The sequence below is a fragment of the Leptospira brenneri genome (genome assembly GCF_002812125.1).
Taxonomy (GTDB): domain Bacteria; phylum Spirochaetota; class Leptospiria; order Leptospirales; family Leptospiraceae; genus Leptospira_A; species Leptospira_A brenneri.
This window is the reverse complement of record NZ_NPDQ01000004.1, coordinates 340,605-364,966: the sequence shown is the minus strand read 5'-3', so window position 1 is coordinate 364,966 and position 24,362 is coordinate 340,605. Positions and strand designations below refer to the sequence as shown.

Annotated in this window: 24 protein-coding genes; all 24 read left to right on the top strand. The window is 37.6% G+C overall.

What is annotated here, in order from left to right; translation table 11 throughout:
• Positions 1–16 precede the first annotated feature (16 nt).
• The 24 genes from neuC (at position 17) to CH361_RS10785 (ending at position 24,259) form a co-directional block, all read left to right on the top strand.
• Positions 17–1,180, top strand: coding sequence for a UDP-N-acetylglucosamine 2-epimerase (gene neuC / locus CH361_RS10900; RefSeq protein ID WP_100790834.1), 1,164 nt, complete (start codon positions 17–19; stop codon positions 1,178–1,180).
• Between the two features lie 18 nt (positions 1,181–1,198).
• Entirely contained in the window at positions 1,199–2,227 is a 1,029-nt protein-coding gene (locus CH361_RS10895) for a nucleotidyltransferase family protein (protein ID WP_100790833.1), read from the top strand.
• 25 nt (positions 2,228–2,252) lie between these two features.
• Positions 2,253–3,557: an N-acetyl sugar amidotransferase gene (locus CH361_RS10890; protein ID WP_100790832.1), complete on the top strand. Its 1,305-nt coding sequence runs from the start codon at positions 2,253–2,255 to the stop codon at positions 3,555–3,557.
• Positions 3,558–3,580: 23 nt separating this feature from the next.
• Positions 3,581–4,351: an imidazole glycerol phosphate synthase subunit HisF gene (gene hisF, locus CH361_RS10885; protein WP_100790831.1), complete on the top strand. Its 771-nt coding sequence runs from the start codon at positions 3,581–3,583 to the stop codon at positions 4,349–4,351.
• A complete protein-coding gene (gene hisH, locus CH361_RS10880) occupies positions 4,338–4,979 on the top strand; it encodes an imidazole glycerol phosphate synthase subunit HisH (protein ID WP_100790830.1) in 642 nt (213 codons plus the stop codon). The genes hisF and hisH overlap by 14 nt, the downstream gene beginning before the upstream one ends.
• A gap of 176 nt (positions 4,980–5,155) precedes the next feature.
• Complete coding sequence (locus CH361_RS10875) at positions 5,156–6,163, top strand: Gfo/Idh/MocA family protein (RefSeq protein WP_100790829.1); 1,008 nt, start codon at positions 5,156–5,158, stop codon at positions 6,161–6,163.
• Positions 6,160–6,915 (top strand): FkbM family methyltransferase, encoded by a 756-nt coding sequence (locus CH361_RS10870; RefSeq protein WP_100790828.1) that lies wholly within the window; start codon positions 6,160–6,162, stop codon positions 6,913–6,915. Before CH361_RS10875 ends, CH361_RS10870 begins: the two co-directional genes overlap by 4 nt.
• Positions 6,912–7,616 (top strand): acylneuraminate cytidylyltransferase family protein, encoded by a 705-nt coding sequence (locus CH361_RS10865; protein ID WP_100790827.1) that lies wholly within the window; start codon positions 6,912–6,914, stop codon positions 7,614–7,616. Before CH361_RS10870 ends, CH361_RS10865 begins: the two co-directional genes overlap by 4 nt.
• Before the next feature lie 23 nt (positions 7,617–7,639).
• On the top strand, positions 7,640–8,416 hold the full coding sequence (locus CH361_RS10860; RefSeq protein WP_100790962.1) for an SDR family oxidoreductase: 777 nt from the start codon (positions 7,640–7,642) through the stop codon (positions 8,414–8,416).
• 26 nt (positions 8,417–8,442) lie between these two features.
• Positions 8,443–9,210 carry an FkbM family methyltransferase gene (locus CH361_RS10855; RefSeq protein WP_100790826.1) on the top strand — a complete coding sequence of 256 codons (768 nt, stop codon included), beginning with the start codon at positions 8,443–8,445 and terminating at the stop codon, positions 9,208–9,210.
• 5 nt (positions 9,211–9,215) lie between these two features.
• A complete protein-coding gene (locus CH361_RS10850) occupies positions 9,216–10,232 on the top strand; it encodes a hypothetical protein (protein ID WP_100790825.1) in 1,017 nt (338 codons plus the stop codon).
• A gap of 30 nt (positions 10,233–10,262) precedes the next feature.
• Positions 10,263–10,937 carry a 6-phosphogluconolactonase gene (pgl, locus tag CH361_RS10845; protein ID WP_100790824.1) on the top strand — a complete coding sequence of 225 codons (675 nt, stop codon included), beginning with the start codon at positions 10,263–10,265 and terminating at the stop codon, positions 10,935–10,937.
• A gap of 204 nt (positions 10,938–11,141) precedes the next feature.
• Positions 11,142–12,026: an NAD-dependent epimerase/dehydratase family protein gene (locus CH361_RS10840; RefSeq protein WP_100790823.1), complete on the top strand. Its 885-nt coding sequence runs from the start codon at positions 11,142–11,144 to the stop codon at positions 12,024–12,026.
• Positions 12,001–12,648: an HAD family hydrolase gene (locus CH361_RS10835; RefSeq protein ID WP_165782255.1), complete on the top strand. Its 648-nt coding sequence runs from the start codon at positions 12,001–12,003 to the stop codon at positions 12,646–12,648. Before CH361_RS10840 ends, CH361_RS10835 begins: the two co-directional genes overlap by 26 nt.
• Positions 12,645–13,418: an HpcH/HpaI aldolase family protein gene (locus CH361_RS10830; RefSeq protein WP_100790821.1), complete on the top strand. Its 774-nt coding sequence runs from the start codon at positions 12,645–12,647 to the stop codon at positions 13,416–13,418. Before CH361_RS10835 ends, CH361_RS10830 begins: the two co-directional genes overlap by 4 nt.
• 5 nt (positions 13,419–13,423) lie before the next feature.
• Positions 13,424–14,173 carry a 3-deoxy-manno-octulosonate cytidylyltransferase gene (gene kdsB / locus CH361_RS10825; RefSeq protein ID WP_100790820.1) on the top strand — a complete coding sequence of 250 codons (750 nt, stop codon included), beginning with the start codon at positions 13,424–13,426 and terminating at the stop codon, positions 14,171–14,173.
• A complete protein-coding gene (locus tag CH361_RS10820; RefSeq protein WP_100790819.1) occupies positions 14,166–15,905 on the top strand; it encodes a hypothetical protein in 1,740 nt (579 codons plus the stop codon). The genes kdsB and CH361_RS10820 overlap by 8 nt, the downstream gene beginning before the upstream one ends.
• 10 nt (positions 15,906–15,915) lie before the next feature.
• The gene (locus tag CH361_RS10815; RefSeq protein WP_100790818.1) at positions 15,916–16,920 is read left to right on the top strand and encodes a class I SAM-dependent methyltransferase; all 1,005 of its coding nucleotides are present in this window, start codon (positions 15,916–15,918) and stop codon (positions 16,918–16,920) included.
• Positions 16,921–16,925: 5 nt separating this feature from the next.
• Positions 16,926–17,609: an acylneuraminate cytidylyltransferase family protein gene (locus CH361_RS10810; RefSeq protein WP_208861424.1), complete on the top strand. Its 684-nt coding sequence runs from the start codon at positions 16,926–16,928 to the stop codon at positions 17,607–17,609.
• A complete protein-coding gene (locus CH361_RS10805) occupies positions 17,602–18,537 on the top strand; it encodes a class I SAM-dependent methyltransferase (protein WP_165782254.1) in 936 nt (311 codons plus the stop codon). Before CH361_RS10810 ends, CH361_RS10805 begins: the two co-directional genes overlap by 8 nt.
• A 12-nt stretch (positions 18,538–18,549) precedes the next feature.
• A complete protein-coding gene (locus CH361_RS10800) occupies positions 18,550–20,058 on the top strand; it encodes a hypothetical protein (protein ID WP_100790816.1) in 1,509 nt (502 codons plus the stop codon).
• An 8-nt stretch (positions 20,059–20,066) separates the two neighbouring features.
• Positions 20,067–20,969 (top strand): glycosyltransferase family 2 protein, encoded by a 903-nt coding sequence (locus CH361_RS10795; RefSeq protein WP_100790815.1) that lies wholly within the window; start codon positions 20,067–20,069, stop codon positions 20,967–20,969.
• Between the two features lie 19 nt (positions 20,970–20,988).
• Positions 20,989–23,130 carry a peptidoglycan bridge formation glycyltransferase FemA/FemB family protein gene (locus tag CH361_RS10790; RefSeq protein ID WP_100790814.1) on the top strand — a complete coding sequence of 714 codons (2,142 nt, stop codon included), beginning with the start codon at positions 20,989–20,991 and terminating at the stop codon, positions 23,128–23,130.
• Between the two features lie 247 nt (positions 23,131–23,377).
• Positions 23,378–24,259: a polysaccharide deacetylase family protein gene (locus CH361_RS10785; protein ID WP_100790813.1), complete on the top strand. Its 882-nt coding sequence runs from the start codon at positions 23,378–23,380 to the stop codon at positions 24,257–24,259.
• The last annotated feature ends 103 nt before the right edge of the window (positions 24,260–24,362 follow it).

The window sequence follows — 24,362 nt, the reverse complement described above, 5'->3', positions numbered from 1 at the left end:
TATAATCTAGTAATTTATGTTAAAACAAAAAATCTGCTTTGTGACAGGGACTAGGGCCGAATACGGATTACTCAAACGATTGATGAAGTTGATCCAGACTTCCCCCATTTTCGAGCTTCAAGTGATTGCAACAGGTATGCATCTTTCGCCAGAATTTGGTTTAACATACCAGGAAATAGAAGAAGATGGATTTTTAATTGATCGAAAAGTAGAGATGTTACTCAGTTCGGATACTTCCTTTTCTATAGCAAAATCTGTTGGACTAGGTATGATTGGTCTTTCGGATGCTCTGAAAGACTTGAAACCGGATCTGGTTTTTTTACTAGGTGATCGATTCGAATTACTTTCAGTTGCTCCCATCTGTTTGTTCTCCAATATCCCTATTGCACACATTCACGGCGGGGAAATTACGGAAGGTGCATACGATGATGCAATTAGACATTCAATCACTAAAATGTCCAATCTTCACTTTGTAGCTACAGAAGAGTATCGTAACCGAGTTATACAGTTAGGGGAAAATCCAGAGACAGTTTTTTGTGTAGGTGGTCTCGGTGTTGATGCTATTAAAAATCTTCAATTCTTAAATAAAGAAGAATTAGAAAATGAACTGGATTTTAGGTTTGGCGAAAGAAATTTATTGGTTACTTTCCATCCAGTCACATTGGAAGAGCACTCGTCTCTTGAACAGTTTGATTATCTTCTTAGTGCCTTGGATAAATTTCCTGAGATCAATATCATTTTTACCCTCCCAAATTCTGATAATGGAAGCAGAGGGCTGATTGATAAAATAAATACTTATGTTTCTGGCCGCAAAAATTCGAAAGCCTTTACTTCATTAGGACAGTTAAAATATTTTTCAACAATACGATTTGTAGATGCAGTGGTTGGGAATTCCTCAAGTGGATTATTAGAGGTTCCAACTTTAAAGAAATTTACTATTAATATTGGAGATCGGCAAAAAGGAAGAGTAAGAGCTAAGAGTGTTTTGGATTGTCAACCAAATCAAGATGAAATAGAAAATACTCTCAAGTTAATTTATACTAACGAATATAAAAGTTTATTACGTGATATTCAAAATCCTTATGGAGAAGGTGATGCTTCTGAGAAAATATTTAAAATTGTTCAGAGTAGAATAGGAAACCTTTCAACTAAGAAAAATTTTTTTGACCTATCTCAATAACACCCTGAATAATTTGATATGAATTGGAAAAAAGCTATATTGCGTCCGGATGACTCGATTGAGAAAGTAATTCAAAATCTTGATCAAACTGGTCTTCAAGTAGTGTTAGTTGTTGATGAATCAAATTCATTGTTAGGAACTATCACTGATGGTGATATCAGGCGAGGTCTTTTGAAGGGGCTAGATCTGTCACAACCAGTTCATTTGATCATGAAACCAAACTCTTTTGTTGTACTTCCTTCTATGAGTCGGGAATTGGTTCTTCAGCTCATGAAGGCAAACAAAATTCATCAAATTCCAATAGTTGATGAGGATCGAAAGGTTTTGGGTTTGCATGTAATGGATGAAATTCTGCAGCCGAACCAATTGGAAAACTTATTTGTAATTATGGCCGGAGGAAAAGGCGTTAGACTTCGACCTTATACTGAGAATTGCCCGAAACCGATGTTACCTGTTGCCGGCAAACCCATGCTTGAACATATCATTGAAAAGGCAATGATGGAAGGATTCCGTAATTTTCTGATCTCGGTTTTTTATCTAGGTCACATGATTGAAGATTACTTTAAAGACGGTTCTGATCGTGGAATCCGTATTGAATATGTCCGAGAGGAGACACCTTTAGGAACCGCGGGAGCGTTGGGATATATCAAGGAAAAACCAACTGCTCCATTCATTGTGACAAATGGCGATGTCATGACAGACATTCGTTACAGTGAGTTACTAGAATTTCATTGTAAAAATGGTGCTGCTGCAACAATGTCCGTAAGAATGCACGAATGGCAGCATCCCTTTGGTGTCGTGCGAATTAAAGGTGTCGATATCCTCGGTTTCGAAGAAAAACCGATCCACCGCACGCACGTTAATGCAGGAATTTACGCGCTTGAGCCACAAACTCTAGATCATCTTGAGGCTGGCCAAAAATGTGACATGCCGACTTTGTTCACTCGTTTGGGGGAAGCTGGAAACCGTATCATTGTCTATCCTATGCATGAACCGTGGGTAGATGTCGGCAGAAAAGAAGATCTCGCGAAGATACGCGGAGAGTAGATTAAGATTTTAATTGGAGAACAGAATGGAAAAAATTCAATACCCTGAAGAAGTCGATTTGAGTAAGTTTCAAACAGACGAGCCGAATGAAGTTTACTATGGACTTCCAAAGAAAGTAGCATTTTGTAAAAAATGCGTAATCTCAAACCAACGGCCAAATTCTGCCGTTGAGTATAAGCACACAAAAGATTCGAAGAAAGCTACTATTCATTTTGATGAAAATGGAATTTGCGATGCTTGTAATTTTACAGAAAGAAAGCGACATACGATTGATTGGAATTTGCGCGAAAAACAATTGCGTGAACTTTGTGATAAACATCGTAAGACGGACGGATCTTATGATTGTATAGTTCCTGGCTCAGGTGGCAAAGACAGTTTTTATGCTTCCCATATATTGAAAACAAAATATGGTATGCACCCTCTTACTGTTACTTGGGCGCCTCATGTCTATACCGATTGGGGCTGGAAAAATTTCCAATCTTGGATCCATGCTGGCCACGACAACTATTTGATGACTCCCAATGGAAGAGTACATCGATTGCTAACTCGATTATCAACAGAGTTGCTGTTTCACCCGTTTCAAGCATTTATGTTTGGTCAGAAGTCTCTTGCTCCAAAAATGGCACTTCTGTTTGACATTCCACTTGTTTTCTATGGAGAGAATGAGGCAGAATACGGAAATCCGATCGGTGATACAGAGTCCGCACAGAGGGATTGGTCTTATTTTACGGTGGAGGATAAGTCAAAGGTCTTCCTTGGCGGTGTTTCTGTTCAGGATTTGACAGAACAATTTGGAGTCGATAGAAATGACTTACAACCGTATTTACCTGCTGACCCAACACAGATCCAGAAGAAAGGAATCGAAGTGCACTATCTAGGATATTACTTAAAGTGGCATCCGCAAAGTGCATATTACTATGCAGTTGAGCATGGTGGATTTCAAGCTTCACCTGAGAGAACTCCGGGAACTTACAGTAAGTATAATAGTATTGATGATCGTATTGATGATTTTCATTACTTTACTACGGGAATAAAGTTCGGGATAGGTCGCGCAAGTTATGACGCAGCTCAAGAGATAAGATCTGCTGATATTACAAGAGAGGAAGGTGTCGCACTTGTAAAGAAGTTCGATCATGAATTCCCGGAGCGGTTTGCTGATGAAATTTTTAGTTATCTTAGTTTGCCTGATACCGAATTTCCAACAGCAAGTAAGATGTTTGAAAAACCGATAATGGATCGGGAATATTTTCGCCTCCTTACAAATCAGTTTCGATCCCCTCATCTTTGGAAATTTGAAGAAGGAAAATGGCGATTGCGACATGGTCTTTGAACAAACACAATTGGAACATTTGAATGCGTAAGGTGCGAATCATTGCCCGTCTCGATATCAAAGGGCAGAATCTAATTAAGGGTGTGCATATGGAAGGCTTGCGTGTCATTGGATCGCCTGCTGAATATGCACATAAATATTATCAACAGGGAGCGGATGAGCTGATTTACATCGACACTGTTGCAAGTTTATATGGTAGAAATAATCTTAGTGACCTTTTAGAAAGATCGGTTGAGAATATCTTTATTCCATTAACGGTAGGTGGCGGAATTCGCTCTGTGGAAGACGCTACTCGTTTACTAAGAAGTGGAGCAGACAAGGTAGCTATTAATACGGCTGCTGTGGCCAATCCGGGACTTATCACTGAAATTTCCAGACGTTTTGGAAGTCAATGTATGGTTCTTTCCGTTCAAGCCAAGAGTATTGGACCTAAGAAATGGGAAGTATTTACTGAGAATGGGCGTGAACGAACGGGTTTAGATGTTTTGGAATGGATACAAAAAGGAATACAGCTTGGAGCTGGTGAAATTTTGCTCACATCAGTTGATCGTGAAGGCACAAGAAAGGGATTTGATGTAGATTTGGTGCGAGCAGTCGCCGAACAAACAACAGTTCCTGTCATCGCAAGTGGAGGAATGGGAAACGTTGCACATTTGGTGCAGGTGGCAAAAGAGGGTTTAGCAGATGCAGTCGCTATGGCCGATGTACTACATTATGAGAGATTAACCATAGGTAATATCAAGGAAGAGGCTTCTTCTAATGGGATTCAGCTGAGAAAATATGCAAAAAGTTAAAGCTACAATTATTGACTACGGTGTTGGCAATTTACTTAGTGTGCGACGCGGTCTCGAACGCGTAGGAGCGGATGTTTGTATCACTTCAGATGCTGGTGAATTACGTGAAGCAACACATGTAATTCTGCCCGGAGTTGGAGCTTTTTCGAATGCTATGGACGCACTTGCTTCACTTGGTCTAATTGAAATAATTCAAGAGATATCAAACAAAGGTACTCCACTGCTGGCAATTTGTCTGGGAATGCAATTATTACTGGATGAAAGCGAAGAATTTGGAATCACCAAAGGTCTTGGCTTGATTCCAGGTAGGGTCATCCCTGTACCTTCGCAAGGTGAATTTGAACAGTTAAAAATTCCGCATATAGGATGGAATGAACTGGAAGGTTTAAAAAACTTGAACGCTTGGAATCAGACCATATTAGCAGACGTTCAGGTTGGAGATTCCGTTTATTTCGTACATTCATTTATGGCTGTACCTCAGAGTGAAAATCATCTTTTGGCAACTTGTAATTATGGTGGTAATCATATACCTGCGGTAATTCATCGAGATAATATCACGGGATGTCAGTTCCACCCAGAAAAAAGCGGCGAGATTGGTCTCAAAATTCTAAAGAAATTTTTATCTTAGTGAGAGATTGAATAGTTCATTTTCATTTTGCCCAGATCAGTGTGTAGGTATGGCGACAATCGCATATCTATCAAAATCTATCAATAGTGACTACAAAATGACACTTGAATCCTTGATACAACAAGGTGCTATTCTATCATCTATTTGAATTTGAATTAACTTTATACAATTACAGAATGATTAATCGTCTTTTAATTGTTGGGCTTGGTAGTATTGGTAAACGTCATTTACGTCTAGCAAGGGAATTATTTCCAGATGCAGAAATTAAGGTTTTGCGTCACAAACCCGGGGCAGAGACACCTGAGTTTGCTGACGGTTGTTTAGCAGATATGGAACAGGTTGCTACTTTTGCACCGCAGATAGCGGTTATCGCAAATCCTGCACCATTTCATATTAGCACTGCATTGGCTTTAGTCGCCTTAGACTGTCATTTACTTATAGAAAAACCTCTTAGTGATACAACGGAAGGTGTTTCTAGTCTTATAGAAAAAGCTCATACGCGTAAACTGGTTTTGCAAGTCGGGTATAACCTTCGTTTTTTACCATCTCTTGAAAAATTTCGAGATTGTATCCATGCAGGAACTATTGGACGAATTCTTTCTATACGCTGTGAAATTGGACAATACCTTCCATCATGGCGTCCTCAGACCGACTACCGACAAAATGTTTCCGCCCAGAAGGATTTGGGAGGAGGGGTTTTGTTAGAACTTAGTCATGAACTGGATTATTTACGTTGGATCTTTGGAGATGTTAGTTGGGTTCAAGCTTGGCTGAACCGGCAAAGTTCGCTTGAGATAGATGTGGAAGACACCGCTCATCTGACACTTGGCTTTAAACCTCAAGTCTCTGGACAAGTTCCGCCGGTAGCTTCTGTCAGTTTAGATTTTATTCGTCACGATAGAGTAAGATTGTGTACAGTTATAGGTGAATCAGGAAGTTTACGTTGGAATGGTTTGACGGGAGAGGTAGAAGAATATCGGGTTGGAGATGAGGCTTGGAAAAAGCTTTTTCATTATGTTCAGCAAGGTGATGATAGCTACCGTGCACAATGGAAACATTTTTTGTCGTGCGTGGAATATGGTTTAAATCCATTGGTTAATGGTGAAGATGGGTTGGCAGTATTAGAAATTATTGAAGCAGTTCGAAAATCCAGCAAGGAAAAATCAAGGGTAGTAATATTATGACTATTAAAGATGAAGAAAATTGGGCAAACTACAACGGGAAATCTCCTGTAAGAATGAACCATGGTTTCGATTTATACCTAAGACCTGGTTGTAATTACTCTAAAAAGAGATTCTTATATAGAATTGCCGAGGCAATTGAATTGGATTATCTAAAGACATTACCCTTGAAAAATTCTGTCTGCTTTGATGTTGGTGCAAATATAGGTTACTGGTCTAAATTTCTAGTAGAGATTATTGGTGTTCGCGAACTTCATGCATTTGAACCTGACCCAATCACCTTTAAAATTCTTAAAAAGAACATAACCTCTGGTAACAATATTTTCATTAATGAATCAGCTGTCGGCGAAAGTAGTGGTACGATCGAGTTGTATATTGACCCGCATCATTCGGGAGATAATCGACCTCTATTTGTTGAAGGGCGAGAATCAATTTCTGTCCCAAGTTACAGTTTAGATGATTATATTGCTAAAATGGATCTTGAATCTGTTGATTTAATAAAAATAGATATTCAAGGGGGAGAAATTCCTGCACTCAAGGGTGCATACAAATCAATTTGCCGATACCGACCAATAATGATTATTGAGATTGAATCAGCATTCGATGATGTTGATCGAAGTATATCAGAATACATTATCCAATTAGTTGAAGAATTAAATTATAGTACTTATAAAATAGATAACAATGTTTCTTTAGAGATAAGTTTAAATGAATTAAAGACTTACCAGGGAAACATTTTCCTTTTACCAAAATGAATACAGTTTGCTTTATATTTGCACGAGGTGGCTCGAAAGGGTTACCAAATAAAAACATTCGACCATTCGCAGGTAAACCTTTGATTGCTTGGGCAATAGAACAAGCTAAAGCAGTTCACAGAATTCGCCGTGTGATTGTATCTACTGATTCTACTTCAATTGCTGAAGTTGCCCGTGAATACGGTGCGGAAACTCCGTTTATGCGCCCTCCTGAGTTAGCTGGTGATAACAGTCCTGAATGGCTGGCTTGGCGTCATGCTTTAAATTACATACAAGAAACGGAAGGATCATTACCAGATGCAATGATCTCTATTCCTGCTACCGCACCCTTACGGTTTATAGATGATATCATCGCATGTCTCGATGAGTTTGAAAAGGGTAATGCGGATGTTGTGATTACTGTAACAGATGCACACAGAAATCCATCGTTTAACATGGTGAAATATACAAATGATGAATTTGTGGGCTTAGTCACACCACCTGCTGAAGGAGTTTTCCGAAGACAAGATGCCCCACAAGTTTTTGATATGGCTACGGTTGCCTTCGTAGTTGATCCAAAGTTTGTTTTTTCAAACTCATCGATTTTCTCAGGTAGAGTTCGGGCGGTCAATGTCCCTACGGAACGAGCTATTGATATCGATACGTTATTTGACTTTGAAGTAGCAGAATTTTTGATGCAGCGTCGAACGAGGAATTTGTGAAGTATTTTGCAAAATTAGCAGATATGCATCATCGCCGAGTATTGATTACTGGTGCCGGTGGTGGACTAGGGCGAATTATGGCCGATACTTTGGCCGAGTTGGGTGCCGATTTGATATTGGTGGACAGATCGAAGACTGCATTAGAGTCATTGGAAGAAGGGCTACGTTCAAAATGGGGTGTTGGTACTAAAATCATACTTTGTGATCTGGAATCGGAGAGAGATCGTTTGTCCATGATTGCATCTGTAAAAGATGATGGTCTAGAACTGAACTGTCTTATAAACAATGCCGCATTTGTGGGTGCTTCGGATTTATTGGGTTGGTCTGTTTCGTTTGAAGACCAGACCCTTGACACTTGGCGTCGCGCGGTAGAGGTCAATCTTACCGCTGGATTTCACCTCAGTCAAGCCTTCACTCCGAGTTTACGTAATTCTAAAGGTGGGAATATCATTAACATTGCATCTATATACGGAGAATTTGGTCCAGACTGGCGCCTTTACGAAGGAACAACTATGGCAAATCCAGCTGCCTATGCAGCGAGCAAAGGTGGTATTGTTCAACTCACACATTGGTTAGCTACAACTCTTGCACCAGATATTCGAGTGAATTCTATATCTCCAGGTGGGATATTTCGAAACCAACCTGCAGAATTTGTTCGGCGTTATGAAGACAGAGTTCCAATGAAGCGGATGGCAACGGAAAATGATTTTAGGGGATCGATTGCGTTTCTCGCCAGTGACCTTTCCGCTTATATAACCGGTCAAGTCTTACGTGTTGACGGTGGATGGAGCACCTGGTGAAATAAACCAGAATTTTAGGAGCATTAATGAAAGAGCATAAGCCAAATTTTGTTGCCGGTCTTGAGATTTTACCATTCCAAGACGAGAATTTACCAATCCATGAGGTAATTACAGTGAAAGGATTAATTAAATTCGCGATGTATGGAAAAACATCAGAATTTAGGGTTAGGACTTTTTTTACAAAAGAACCAGAGACACTTGCCTGGATAGATAGCTTTTCTAATGATGATGTGTTTTGGGATATAGGAGCAAATATCGGCTGTTATAGTCTTTATGCTGCAAGAAACGGAATCCAAGTTTGTGCATTTGAGCCTTCGCCAGTTAATTTCTGGCTCCTCTCCAAGAATATAGGCCTTAACAAATTTGGTAATATTGTATCATATCCTTTTGCTCTATCTAATGAAAATTCAATAGTTAGATGGGATCCAAACTCATCACCAGGCTCAGCAGATAATCAGCTGAGCGAAACAAAACAAGCCACGGATCCGACAGCAATACAGGTTTACTCGATCGATCAATTAATTGCTATGAATGCGGCACCATTTCCAACACATATCAAGATTGACGTTGATGGAATTGAGCCCCTAATTGTTGCGGGAGCGATTAATACGTTAGCGGATAATCGGTTACAGTCTCTGATGATAGAAGCTAATGAAAATGATCTAGATCGCCTATCCCAGATTAAGGCAGTTTTAAAAGGAAAGGGATTTAAGGATCCTATCAGTCGCCATGAGCCTTACTTTGACGAAAATTACTACTTACCTTACGCCAATTTCCTTTTTCGCAGAGAATAATTAACTTGAAATTAGAAAAACGTAACACTTTCTCCAACGATATCATCTTCATTGATGGTTTATGGGGAACGGGAAAAAGTCTTCTTGGTCCCATTGTTTCTGGGATGGCAGGGGTTGAAAAAGTAAAGGTTGAAAGTCTTTATGAGTATGTTAGCTGGCTTTTTCATCTAAAGAAAATAGATCTTGATGGTGCACTTTGGATGCTAAGAACATACGCCGATTGTTCTCAATACCATAATGTGATCGGTAGAGAAACTAATTTGCGTTGGAGTGATGATACTGGATTAAAAAATTCACATGATAAATTGAAAATAATTTTTCGACTTTTTTTAGGTGAAGGTGACTCAAAAGTGGCTGAAATTAATAAAGAAAATTTGGCTTTTTGTGCAATGTCACATATGCTAATGCTTTCACCCGATTTATTGTCGCTCGCATACGGTAGTAGGGTTAAAATTATCGAAGTTGTGCGCCATCCATTATATATGGTAAATCATTTTGCAAGCTACCTCGAACGCTTTGAATCACCTCGTGAATTTACTATGTCATTCTATGTTAATGATATCAAAGTTCCATGGTTCGTAAAAGGCTGGGAAAAGGAATACTTGACAGCTAATTTAACAGAGAGAGCTGTTTTGTGTATAACTCGCACTTACCCTTGGTTATTGAAAAATATTGAAAAAGTTAAAAACCTTGGTTTACAGGTATTGGATTTAAGTTTCGAAGAAATTGTTTTTAATACAGATGCAACACTAAACAAATTGAAGTCTTTTACTGATCGTGATCATAGCCGTAGAATAAAATCCATTCTCAATAGACAGTCCTTGCCGAGAGAATCCATTTCAGACGGGAAGGGCCATGCGGGTTATGGTTGGAAAAAAGATAGAAGACCAGAAAGTGAGATGTATAGCGATCTAGTGGAGTTGGTGCAAAAAAACTGTTCACCAAGTGTGTTTCGCGAACTAAATAAAACCATTAAATTATATAATAATAGATACCCAAGTAAATTGGCAGAATTTGTATAATGATAACAACTCACCTTTTAATAAATAAAAATGGATATTAGAAGATTTTCTCCATCGGCTTGGGCAGGCGAACTCTCTGCGATCTTGACTTCGGCAATCTTCGATGTTCTTTCAAGGAAAGAGCGATGTTCTGTAATGTTGACCGGTGGACGCAGTGCTGCCCAACTATATAGAACCTGGGCTTCGTTCCCAAACTTTCAAGACATTCAAAATATTGATTTTTACTTTAGTGATGAACGTTTTGTTCCTCTCGATCATCCGGAAAGCAATTATGCGCTTGCTATGAACAATTTGTTCGAAACCTCAATACCGAAAAATAGCTTTGTTCATTGTTTTGAGTTTAAACATAGTGATAAAGAATCTATTGCACAGCAATATGCTGTTAAACTGCCGGAGCAAATCGATATTTTATTACTCAGTATTGGTGAAGATGGTCATATAGCATCTCTTTTTCCTCAAAGTTCGGCAATGGATGAAGCTAATCAATTGGTAGTTCCAATTATCGGTCCCAAAGCTCCTCACGAACGATTTTCAATCACACCTTTGGTTATTAAAAATGCTGCAAAAATATTTGTTATGGCATGTGGCCAAGAAAAAAGGCAACCTCTCGAACAAGTAATCTTGGGAAGTTCGGACATACATTCACTTCCTGCTTTAATCGTGCGCCATTGTGTATGGATTACTGATAGCATAGACAATATATAAAAATCTCATTTTCAATATATTCCTTCGAGATTTGTAATTTTCAGCAACATAACCTATTATGGTATTGGTAATGAATAACTGAAAAAGTATAAAGCTCGATGCAAGTATATTAAATTCTTATAAGGGATTATCTTTAATCGAATCTGGAGTGAAATGAGAGCTGATGCCGGTAGATGGTATTTGTTTTTCTCAACTAAGTAGTTTATGAAAACTTTGATAATTGGTGGCAGTGGTTTTATGGGTAGTCACACAGCTGATGAACTCAGCAAACGTGGATATGACGTAACTATTTTTGATCGATCTGTTTCACCCTGGTTGGGGAATGGTCAAAAAATGGTTGTTGGTGACTATATGGATGAAACTTCCTTAGCTAAAGCTATGGAAGGTGTTTCTCTTTTGTATCATTTTGCTGGAATCGCTGACATAGAGGCATCAAGAGCACATCCGTATGAAACCATACAGTCGAATGTAATGGGTTTAACGAAAGTTTTAGAAGTCGCTAGAAATGCAAACTTGAAAAGATTTGTGTATGCTTCGACCATGTATGTTTACAGTAGTTATGGATCTTTTTACCGTGCCAGTAAACAAGCTGCAGAAATCATCATTGAAGCCTATGCAGAGCATTTTGGTTTAGAATTTACTTTACTACGTTATGGATCCTTATACGGTCCCCGCGCTCAGAATTGGAACGGCATTCGGCGTTTTGCTAATCAAATAGTAAAAGAAGGTCAGTTGGAATACAGTGGAGACGGTTCTGAAATGCGGGAGTACATACATGTAGAAGATGCTGCACGTCTTAGCGTGGATATTTTAGATCCTGCCTTTATAAACCGCGCAATTACCATTACTGGGCAGCAATTGATTCGAGTTGATGATCTTATTTCTGTTTTATTTGAAATTGCCGGTCAGCCGAGAAAGGTTAAATTTCATGGTAAAAGTTCCACACCAAATCATTACGGGCATACACCTTACCGCTACACTCCTAAGACTGCTAAGAAATTAGTTCCTCAGCAATTTGTCGATTTAGGTCAAGGTTTATTAGAAGTCATTGAAGAAATTCATCGTGAAGAAAATCCCGAAGGCCATTAATACATACAAAGTTTTGTTTTGGGATTTTGATGGTGTCATAAAGGAATCCGTTGATGTCAAAACTCAAGCATATATAAAGCTGTTTGAAAACTTCGGTTCAGAAATTGCTGAAAAAGTTAAACAACACCACATTGCAAATGGCGGAATGTCTAGATTTGAAAAAATTCCTATTTATGGGAAATTTGCAGGTATCGAATTCGATAATAAACAGATTAGCGAATATTCCGAAAAATTTAGTAAACTCGCCTTACAAGGTGTCTTGGATTCAGAGTGGGTTCCCGGTGTGGAGAGTTATATACGATCCAATCAACATAAACAAATTTTCATAGTTGTTTCAGCAACTCCTCAAGATGAATTGAATTCTATTTTACATTCTTTGAAGTTAAGTTCTTGCTTTAATACTATTTACGGTGCACCGTTATCCAAGTCTGTTGCAATTGCAACATCTTTGAGAAATCTTGATGTAACTACTTCTGATTGTTTAATGATTGGTGATGCTCTTGCTGATTTAGAAGCAGCAAATTCGAATAACATTGATTTTATATTACGGCTTCATTCTTTTAACCAAGAAATATTTACTAACTATACAGGAACTTCCATTTACAATTTTTCAGAACTATGAACCGAATTGAACAAATCAATAAAATCCGAGAGAAATTACGTTCCGATAGCATCAGCATTGGCAGTTGGATGCAGATCCCACATGCTTCAATCGCAGAAATTATGGGGCAGTGTGGTTTTGATTGGGTTGCTGTGGATATGGAACATGGGGCGATAGGCCATCATCAGTTGCCAGATATTTTTAGAGCTCTAGAATTGGGTACGGCCCTTCCTTTAGTTCGTTTGTCCGAGGGAAAGAATAAAGAGTGTAAACAGGCTCTGGATGCAGGGGCAGGTGGTGTCATTGTCCCTATGATAGAAACAGATGATGAGTTACGTTCTGTACGCGATGCTTGTCGTTGGCCACCCGCTGGCACTCGAGGTGTAGGTTTTTCTAGGGCAAATCTTTTTGGTGAGAATTTTGAAGTTTATCGCCAAGAAGCACAAAATCCACTTCTAGTCGCTATGATAGAAAATTCAAAAGCTGTCGGGAATTTGGAAAAGATTCTTTCTGTCGAAGGGCTTGATGCAATTATGATAGGCCCTTATGATTTGTCTGCATCATTAGGTGTAACAGCAAAATTCGATGATCCTGTTTTCATTGATGCAATGAGCGAAATTCTTAAACTGGCCGAACAAAAAAAAATTCCATGTGGCATTCATATTGTAGCACCAAAATACGAAGAATTGCAAAAACGCATTGCCGAGGGTTATCGGTTCATTGCATATTCAATTGACGCACTTTTTTTACGTGCAGGAGCTCAGGAAGCCTTTAAAAGGGAGGATATTTAGAGATAATGAAGATATTGGCAATTATTCCTGCCCGAATGGGTAGCAGCAGATTTCCCGGGAAACCAATGGCTGAAATTCACGGCAAACCAATGATAGGACATGTTTATGAACGAGTCTCTCAATCTAAAATGTTAGAGGATGTTGCCGTTGCTACTTGTGACAAAGAGATTTTTGATTATATCCGTTCAATTGGCGGTACGGCAGTAATGACAAGCGATAAACATGATCGCGCTTCTGACAGGTGTGCAGAAGCATTACTAACCCTGGAAGCAGAAAGAAATTGTCGTTATGATATCATGGTCATGGTTCAAGGCGATGAACCAATGACGCACCCCGAAATGATTGCTGAAGCATTAAAACCTATGTTTGAAGATGCAAGTATTCAAGTAGTTAATTTACTCGGAAAAATTCGGGATAATGATGAATTTGAAGATCGCAACTGCATCAAAGTTGTTTGCGATCTTGCAGGAAACGCACTTTATTTTTCCCGTGAGCCTATTCCTACTAGGAGTAAAACTGCAGATATACCTATGGGGAAACAGGTTTGTATCATTCCATTTCGCAGGGACTTCCTGATCGAATATACAGATATGACTCCAACACCTCTGGAGATAGCAGAGTCTATCGACATGATGCGAGTTTTAGAAAATAACATAAAAGTAAAAATGACTCCAACTCAATATGAAACCTACGCTGTAGATACGCCTGAAGATTTGTCAAAAGTTGCATTACTTTTAAAGCCTTTGAATGACTGAACGATTAGTAATCCTCCAAACAAGACTTCAAAGCCGCAGTTATGCAGCGATAAGAAGAGAGACAGATCTCGTGTTACCAATAGGTCCTGAAGCAATGCATGAGACAAAAATTCATGGCTGGTCTGCATGTACGTTAGGTGAGTTATTTCAAAGTGAAGAATACCAAATCGAGAAAGAACAAAGTCAGAAAAAAATAGATTCGCTAATTGAATCTTTGAACAGTTTTGCTAAAAGAAAATATCCTGAGTTTGATATTCAAATCGGCAACTACTATGCTTTTCAACTCTGGGCAGTGATAGGGCAAATTCATTTTAACTCTTTTATCATTCGTTCCATCAAAAAGAAACTCGACCCAACACTTACTATATGTTATACCAAGGCAAAGTCTGAAATTTTTATGGATTTCCGACCGGACCCAGGATCTATATTTTCTGAGGTTTTGAGCCGTTCTGGAATTTTTAATCAGGGCCAGTTCCAGATCAAAAAAATTTCCGAAAAAATAAAGGCAACTACCTTAAGAGAAAGAATACTTTCTGCCCTTCCTATTTCTGTGAGAACCTTGCTAAGAAGGGTTCGAGACTACCAAAAAACAAAAAGTTCTCATCATGGGATATATGATCTATTGATCATTGGGGCAGGAGGTGATTGGCTGAAGTTAAGGGAAAATTCTGCATTCAATCGGATTTTTCGTTCGCATTTTCCTCCTTATCTTTCCGATTCACCAAAGAAAATTGCATCAAAAGAGCTTTTTGGTATTTTGAACGCTTCGATAAAAGATAACGATGCAATCCCATTTGATTTAGTACCGTTGGCTCATGCAATACAATCCGATCTAGATTTTTTTGCTAAAAAGAGCAATGAAGTCTCTAATTCTATGAAAAGTTATGATGCAGTTGTTACTTCCGTATTGTCCTTTCCCGTAGATAATTTCCTTGCACATACGGCTGTTACTGTAGGTCTACCATTGATTGTCTGGCAACATGGTGAAAAGGGTCAGTCAGGTTTCGACCATTTGAGTCTTTATACAGAACTCTTTTACGCTACAGATTTCCTTGCCTACGCTCCTGTTGTTGCTGAGCAATATATTGATTGGCTGAAGAATTATAGAGATATTCAAATTCATACAGTTGGAAGTATTGAGAAAAAAATTGAATGGGTGAATGGTGAGACAATTGTCTATGCGACAGGAAAATGGTTTAAGACTGCCGTACCTTTTCTGGATAAACCAGATCCGGACTCGCGGTTATTTAACGCTCATCGTATCATTCTGAATTTCTTAAATGATTCTGATTATACGGTTGTTTTCAAAGCTAACAATACTCCCGGATTAAATGAGATCCCGTATGAATTTCAGAAAATTCAAATTGAATATTCGAAATCTTTCACATCCCTGTTAAGAACGGCAAGAGCTATCATCCTTGATACTCCGGCAACCACTTTGGTGGAAGCTTGTAGTACCCAAGTACCTGTTTTTGTACTTGGCGGGAGAAATACTTATACAGAAGAATTCCTAAGTGCCATAAAACGAAGAGTTGTTTGGTGCGAATCTCCAGAAGAATTAATATCTGATTTATCCAATTATTTAAAAACCGGTAGTTATGGAGCTGATGTTAATGATAGTTCTTATTTAAAGAAGTATGGTGCGAATCTCCCATCTGATGATTTGGTAATTAAATTACGTAGTATTCTTGAAGATAGAATACTACATTCGAGATCAAACAGCATTACTTGAGGATATTGTCATGGATACTTTGACTATTTTTGAAGAAAACGGATTGTCACTTGATGAAAGGCAAAGAAAAGCCTTTAATCAATTCAATGAATTAGTTTACCTTGGGCAGATTACAACGGAAGTCGTTACAAAGTGTTTTTGCGGTAAAAAGAATTTCAAATTGCTCAGTCGATATGATCGGTTTGGTCTGCCTTTTGGCACTCAGATTTGTTATGCTTGTGGATTAATTTCTCAAACATTGAGAATTCATCCCAAATCGCTGCCTAAATTTTATGATCTTATATACTGGCCATTGGTTTCGGGAGGAGGTGAGTTTCTCACACCTCCGAAAAAGGATGAAACCTTTGCACAGCTAATCAGGAATATTCCTGCAGATGTAAGTTCGCTAAAGATTTTTGAAGTCGGTTGTGGATCAGGTCAAAGAATTTCCGGACTTCGGGATCGTTTGGCTTCTTCTATATCTGATATTTCAATGATTGGCTGTGACTTTTCAAGTGCTGCTTTAAAATTAGCTAAGGAAAAAGGGATAAAGACCATACAAGGTGGTTTGGATGAGTTGGCAGTTGAAGGAAAGTGTGACATACTGATAATGAGTCATGTTTTTGAACATTTTCCAGACCTTACTCATGCAACTAAGTTGATTGCTAAAATGACACATCAAAACTCTTTAGTTTATATCGAAGTTCCAGGAATCATGGACTTGGAAAACAAAGCAGAGTATTCATTTAATTATCAACTTTATAGCGTTTTAGCACATACATATAATTTTTCTCTATCAACACTGGAATATGTCCTGTCAACATGTGGGTTCGTTCTAGTAGAAGGGGATGAATATGTTAGAGCCGTTTTCCGTAAAGGCAAATCAACAATTCAATCATCATCTCATTATGAACGCTCAATGGAGGGCCTACGGAAAGCCAGGGCAAAACAAATTGCCTATGAATCGCGTAGGAATAATATTTTCCTTCGTTACTTCCGGAATGTTGCCAAAGCTGTCCTTGGTCGGATGAATTGAAAAGTATGATTGCTTTATTGCCGATGAAAGGACATTCTGAAAGGGTTCCAAAAAAGAATGTCCGTTTAATGAATGGTAAACCTCTTTTTTTCTATATAGCAGATACCCTTAAAGCGACAAATTTATTTGAACAACTTGCAATCAATACTGATAGCGAAGAAATTAACGAACTTGCGATAAGTGAATATGGAACTTGGGTAAAGATAATAGAAAGACCGGTTGATCTCATCGGTGATTTTGTTTCTATGAATGCTATTATTGATTATGACATTTCATTGTTAGGTATTGATCATGACTACTTTCAAACTCATAGTACAAATCCACTTCTGAAAAAAGATACTGTGCTCGCAGCAGTTGATCAATATAGGCAGGGAAAGTCGGAAAAGAAACTCGATAGTTTGTTTTCTGTTAATGCGATTCAAACTCGCCTTTATGATAAACACTTGTCGCCTTTAAATCATAATCCACTAATATTAACTCGTACTCAGGATTTAGATGTTATATACGAAGAAAATTCAAATTTTTACGTTTTTTCTGGGCAAAGTTTTTTGCAAAACAAACATCGAATTGGTTGTAAACCAGAACCCTATGTTATGGCTCGAAATTCTATAGAATGTATTGATATCGACGATATCGCAGATTGGGACTTAGCAGAGACAATAATGAAGAACAGGAAAAATGATGACTGAAATAAAATTACTCTTTGCATCTTTGCTAAATGATGAAGAAAAAATAAAAGAGATTACCCATTGGTTGAGAGTAATGGATCGGCCCAATGGTTGGCATTATGATTTGGATCATGTATGGATATTGAAAGAATTAGAAAAAGCAGGTATTCTTCCTGGTAGTACTATTTTGGATGCTGGAGCTGGCCAGGGTATAATGCAGTATTTGCTTGCTTCTAGAGGATATAATGTAATCAGTCTAGATTTTTCTCCTAGAACACCTCCGCCTCGCTCTAAAGGGATTTTTAAAATTTATGGAGAGGGAAATGTAGAAATTTCTTATCATCACCCTTACATGAAATTTATTAACTTTAATAGCAAACAGAGTGAGAAGTTACTGAATCATTTAAAATGGAAAAAATTCAAAAAACTGCCAGAGTTACCGGGTCGCATCATTCGAAAAATAAATTCATACATTCAATATCTTTTTGAAAGATTATTCAAAAATCATATGAAATATGGAACGATTCGCTATCTCAGAGCTCCATTTCATGACGTACCTATTGAGTCTGGATCGGTAGACGCGGTGATTTCCGTCTCTGCTATTGAACATTCTGATATTGAACTCTTCAACGATAATATAAAATCATTGTCCCGTCTCATTAAGCAAGGAGGTCTTATGTTGCTGACTACTAGCGCGACGGAAGATAAAGATAATCATTATGATGAGAAGGTATCTGGTTGGTGTTTTTCCATCGATTCTCTGGTTTCGTATTTTCCTGGAAGTACAGTTGACTTTGATAGTAAAGCCTGTTCAGATTCCTTGCTTGGTTCTAATGTTTTTATGAAGCGACTTGATCCTTACTATTATCTTGACCCCAATTCACCGTTTTATCGTAAAAAATTTCAAAAATTGCCGTATCTTCCAGTGGGAATTAAGTTAGTAAAATAGACGGGCTTTGAGATGACTAAACAAGGTTATTCTTTTTATCCTCAAGAATATAACAAAGTACTTAGTGATGTTTTCGAAGAGTTAAAAGGCAATTTTGCAGCATTGGCAAGTCCTACTCTTAGCAAACAGGAAACTGTTACTCATTTGTTCGAATCGATTTCAAAGGAGGCATCCAGTAGTCTCCCACATCGCTCCCTCCTGTGGCTTCGAATCATTCAGTTTCCAATCAGACTTATGCTCATGTTTGTGAGAATATTGTATATTACCCTTCGCTTTAGAACGAAGTTTATCCCCAGAAATGCAGTAGTTTTTAGAACCTGGTTAGTTCCAAAAAGTTTTAAAAATGGAGAATTAGTCGATGATTATTTTCGTGAGCTGCCGATTGATTTATCTGCTTATAAGAATGTTGTTATTTATTATAGTGGTACAGATCTAAATCTTTGGAGAAGATTTGGAAAGGTAAAAAGGAGTAATATCCAAATTTGTTCATACAGTATCCTCTCTCTGTTAGATGTTATTAAATTAGTTCTAAATTTTTTTTTTACCGGATTGATTCAGGTAAAAAAAACATACTCATTGAATGGTATAGACATTACGAAATCTATTAACCGTTCTTTGCTGCTGGATTATCTGCTGTTAAGATCTTTTGAAGCATATATAGAGAAATATAAATGTAAAAAGTTAGCAGAATTGAGTATTGATACTTTTGTGTATATCTTTGAAAACCAATCCTGGGAAAAAATTTGCTGCCATGAACTAAAAAAACATCATGTTCAAATGATCGGATATCAAAGTAGTGGTTTTTCTCCGATTTTTTTAAACTTCTTTCCTACGCAAAAGGATAGCGAATTACATCCGATGCCAGATATTCTGCTAACCGTCGGTGAACATTTTAAAAAGTATTTATTAGAGAATGGACATTATTCTATTCCTGTAGAAGTTTTTTCGGCCCTTCGATTCAAATACAAAACGGAAGGTGATAAGTTTGAAGTAAAAACACCTAACCCTACCAAACTGAAGCGAATATTATATGCATTTCCTGTTCAGTTGGAACAATACCAAGCAACAGTTTCCGATTTAATAAATGTTTTTGGTGATAGTGATATTTATGTGGATCTCAAGTTTCATCCACTGTATATGCAAACTGATTTGAGAATGGTTGATTCATTGCCACTCAATTTCAAGGCAGTTTTTGAGTTAGATATGAATTTGTTGCGTGATACTTACGACTGCGTTTTGTTCAATGATAATTCATTTGGTATTGAATCTCTAATGCAAGGGGTTCGAGCTTATCAATACAATCGCGATGGCAACTTTTTTGATGAGAGATTTTTTTATTTTGATTTATGGCAAACAAACATTACCTACCAGGACCTTGCCGATCTCAAATATAAAATTCAGACATCAAAGTTTGAAAAATCTTTTGATGTCTCTGCTGTTTCTGAATACGTTAATGCAATGTATCGTCCATATTCGCTTGAATCTTTAAATAGATTTAAACAATTACTATCACTTGTTTAATATTTTTTATGCCTTTTTTTAGTGTTGTTATTCCTACTTATAACCGAGCTGAAAAGTTAAAGCTGACAATAGAATCTGTTCTTAGGCAGACCTATGGAAATTTTGAACTTTTGATAATGGACGATGGTTCAACAGATCATACTGAATCGGTTGTAAACGATTTTAAGGATACTCGTATCCATTATCACTGGGCACCAAATTCGGGGGGCCCTGCCACTCCTAGAAACCGAGGTATTCTGAAAGCTGCCGCTCCATGGATTACATTTCTAGATGCCGATGATTTATGGTATCCAAATAGACTTTTTGAAATAGAAAAATCTATAACCAAGAACTCAGAGATAGATGTATTTTCTCATAACGAAATGTTAACTACTCCTGACAACCAAGAGAAAAGGCTCTTACAATACGGACCTTACGAGTCTGATTTTTATCGTGTTCTCCTGACAAAAGGAAACAGGCTTTCAACATCTGCTACTACAATACGAACAAGCTTTCTGATTCAAAACGAATTGCGGTTTAATGAATCTCCTGATTATGTAATTATTGAGGATTATGATCTTTGGCTTCGTATGGCATTTCTAAATGCAAAGTTTTTATTTATTCAAGAAGCACTTGGTGAATATATTATCGAGGATGATAATATCTCTAATTCCATTGAAAAAATCGATAAAAATCAGCGCAATATGATGCGTGAGCATGTTTATAATATTCAACAATTTGATTCTGATCGTGATAAATTATGGCAAGATGTTTGTCTCCGTCTTGATTTTGAGAAGTTTAGGAGTTATTTGCGTTCCGGTAAAACTTTTCAAGGAATTCAATTGATGCTGAGATCATTATTTTTTAATCCAATTTCTTTTACTCGAATTATAGCCGTTAAATTAACAGTAAAGTTGTCTGGAGTTCCCTGAGTCATCGTAAATCGCAAACATGCTTAATCATCGCATCACTCACTCACCTTTGCCGAAATTATTAGATCTGATAAGGATACTTTTTGATTACGGTGTTCAAGACTCTAACTTATTACATCTTTGGAAGGGATCTTACGACTTTTCTTTTTGGTTTTTTCGCTCGGCTTGGTCTTTATATGTGATTGCTATCTGGAGAAAACAATTAAGTAAAAGGGAGAAACTCACATTCTGGGTTCCTGATTACTTTTGTAATGAGTCTCTCTTTCTTCTGAGAAAATTGAATGTCCGATTTTTCTTTTATCCGGTTGATGAGAACGGGTGTCCTTCCACCACCAAAATTTCTGAAATAGCACTTGAGGACAAACCTGATATTTTTTTGCTTGTTCATTATTTTGGCCAGCCAGCGGCAAGTGAGGAAGCTGTTGCCATTTGCAAGGCAAGTGGTGCGTGGTTAGTTGAGGATGCTGCTCATGTTTTGCGTCCGATACCAGGTGTTGGTCAGTGTGGAGACTGTGTAATTTATAGTCCGCACAAACATATTGCTATTCCAGATGGTGCTTTGATGTTAATCCGAAAGGAAGGTCCAGCAGGGTTAGAAGAGGGTTCAGTAAAAATTTTAGATGGAATTGTGGCGAATCTCAAACGAGAACATAACAAATTTTCATTGCATAGTATTATCTGGTTGTTAAAGAGGATTTTGCAGAAGTTTGGTATTCGGAACAAAAATATCTTCTTATCTTTTTCTCGTGATGCCCTTCCGGCCGAAACCTTTACTTTTCCTTTTGAAATGAGTTTTTTAGCAAAGCGATTAATGAAATATGAGCAAATGCGAATTAATGAAATAGAAAAATGCCGGGAAGAGTTTACAAAGAACTGGAAATCTGTAATAGAGAATATGAGTGCGTCGGCTGAAGGCAGTTTAGTCCCAGCAAATTTTTCTAGATATTTGGCAGGCTTTTCTTTTTCTGATAAAGCTAGTGCAGAAAAGGTTTATACTGATTTAAACCGCTCTGGTCTTCCTGCTTTAACTTGGCCAGATTTATCACCTGAGGTCACTTGCGATCCAGAGAATTTTAAACTAGCTTGTCATTTGCGACTGACCAGACTCTATCTTCCCATTCACAGAGATGTAAATTTTAGGAGTATTGGCGCCAGTTTGAAAAAAATAAGAAAAACAATTCTCGCAAGATGGGAAATAAAAAGAATAGAATCTCAAGAAATTTGGGAAAGTTATTGGTTGAATTGTCCGAACAAAAACTTGACTCAAACATGGGAATACGGTTCTAGTAAGGCCGATGCAGAGAGCTGGAATGTTGTGCGCTTTCTTGTTTTAGAGGATGGGGTGCCAACTGCACTGTTTCAGGTTCTCGTAAAAAAAATTCCTGTGTTTGGTATTGGAGTAGCAAGGATCAATCGAGGACCTTTGATGTTGCGAGGTGAAGGAAACTTCAAAAATAGACTGGCATTAAATGCTCTTATGGTCATGACGAGAGAATCATTCCGCCGTCGTTGGTGGATGTTACAAGTTGCACCTGAATTGCCTCCAGATAATGAAATTGAAACACAGCTTTATCAGATGGGTTTTCGTAAAAGACTAAATTATCCTGCCGATTCCGCAATATTATCTCTAACTGATGATGAGGATAAATTGCTAATGAAGTTAGATGGTAAATGGAGAAATTGTCTTCGCAAGGGACAGAAACTCCAAGTAAAAATTCACACCGATATAGGTGCAAATCGACATTTAGATTTATTGCTGCAACTTTACAAAGAACAGCAAATGAGTAAAGGTTTCGATGGTATGTCCGAACAAATGTTAATCGCTCTAGTAAATAATCAAAGCACTTCTTTTAGGTTTAATTTATTCTTAGCTAGTGATTCTGAAATTATTAGCGCAACATCCATTTTGGGAGCTTTAGTGACTCTTCAATTTGGTAATACTTCAGAATATCTCATAGGAATTACAAACGAGAAAGGACGTATAGCTCAAGCAAATTCCGTTCTTCTTTGGGATGCGATAATTCATGCAAAACAAAATGGAAGTATTCGATTTGATCTTGGTGGACTTGCGGAAAATACCCCTAAAGGGATCGCAAATTTTAAGCGAGGGTTAAATGCTGAATCCTATCACTTAACTGGCGAGTGGAGAAAATGGTTTTAGAAACTATTTGTACTCAAGTAAATAAAATTTATCTTTATAAATTTTACCCTAAATCTCTTTATAGAAATTATATAGTTGCCGTTATGCTTATTGACCATAGAGAAAAGAATCAAGTTGTTAGGTAAAAATTCGAACTCAGGTTGGTTTTTATATAAGCCTAGTATATTGTTTTTGTATTGGCGATTTCTGTTTGTACAATACTAAGATTTCTTCGTTCTAAAGTCTCTAAACTTGGTGCTTTCATAAAATGGTTCGATATTTAAAAACACATCTTAAAAAGTTTTTCGAATTCTGTTTAGGTACGGAAACCTTCACATTTCTTGCTAGTCTTTTCTATTATCGATGGATTTTTCCTTATGTGCAAGTCGTAACATATCATGACACTCCTAGTGGTGATTTTAATTCATTTCGCGAGCAATTGATTTGGTATCAGAAAAATTATGTAAATTGTGATATGGAATCTCTAGAGGCTCTTTTAAATAAGGGAATCTGGAAAGATAAGAAACCTGGTTTGGTTATTTCTTTTGACGATGGATTAAAGTCAAATTTTGATATAGCTTTACCTTTACTAGAAGAGTTTGGGTTTACAGGTTGGCTTATGGTTCCATCTGGCCTCGTTGATTTGGATCCAGACAAACAAAAGCATTTTTGTGAGGAGAATCTGATCGGCTTTACTCCCAATCACTTGGAAAAGAGAATCGGAATGTCATGGCAAGAAATCAAAGATGCAAGAAAACGAGGGCATGTAGTTACATGTCATTCAATGAATCATAAAAGATTGGCAGACACTCTTTCTCCGCTTGAAATTGATTCTGAGATAAAAAAATCGAAAAACCTGCTAGAGAAGAATCTTCTTGAAGATGTCGATACGTTTACTTGGGTTGGTGGTGAGGAGTGGTCATATGGTTTTGATGCTTTTCGTAAAATGATTGAAGTAGGTTATAAGTATATTTTTTGTACAAATTGTAAGCCAATATCGTCTTTCAACGATCCATACTTTTTAGAACGCTACCATGTCGAATCTTGGGCAAATAAGAAGCAGCTTCGATTTATTCTGAAATCAGGAATCTACGAAGTCCTATACTTTTTTAAAAGGAAGCGGCTGAAGAAAAAACTTTATAATCGATGAATAGTGTTTTCTGATAAAAGTTTTCTAACCTCATCGTGGGTTAGCGTTGACATCGCTTTCAGTTCGCTCGAGAACAAAAATTAACTTAACTTGCCTTTGTTAG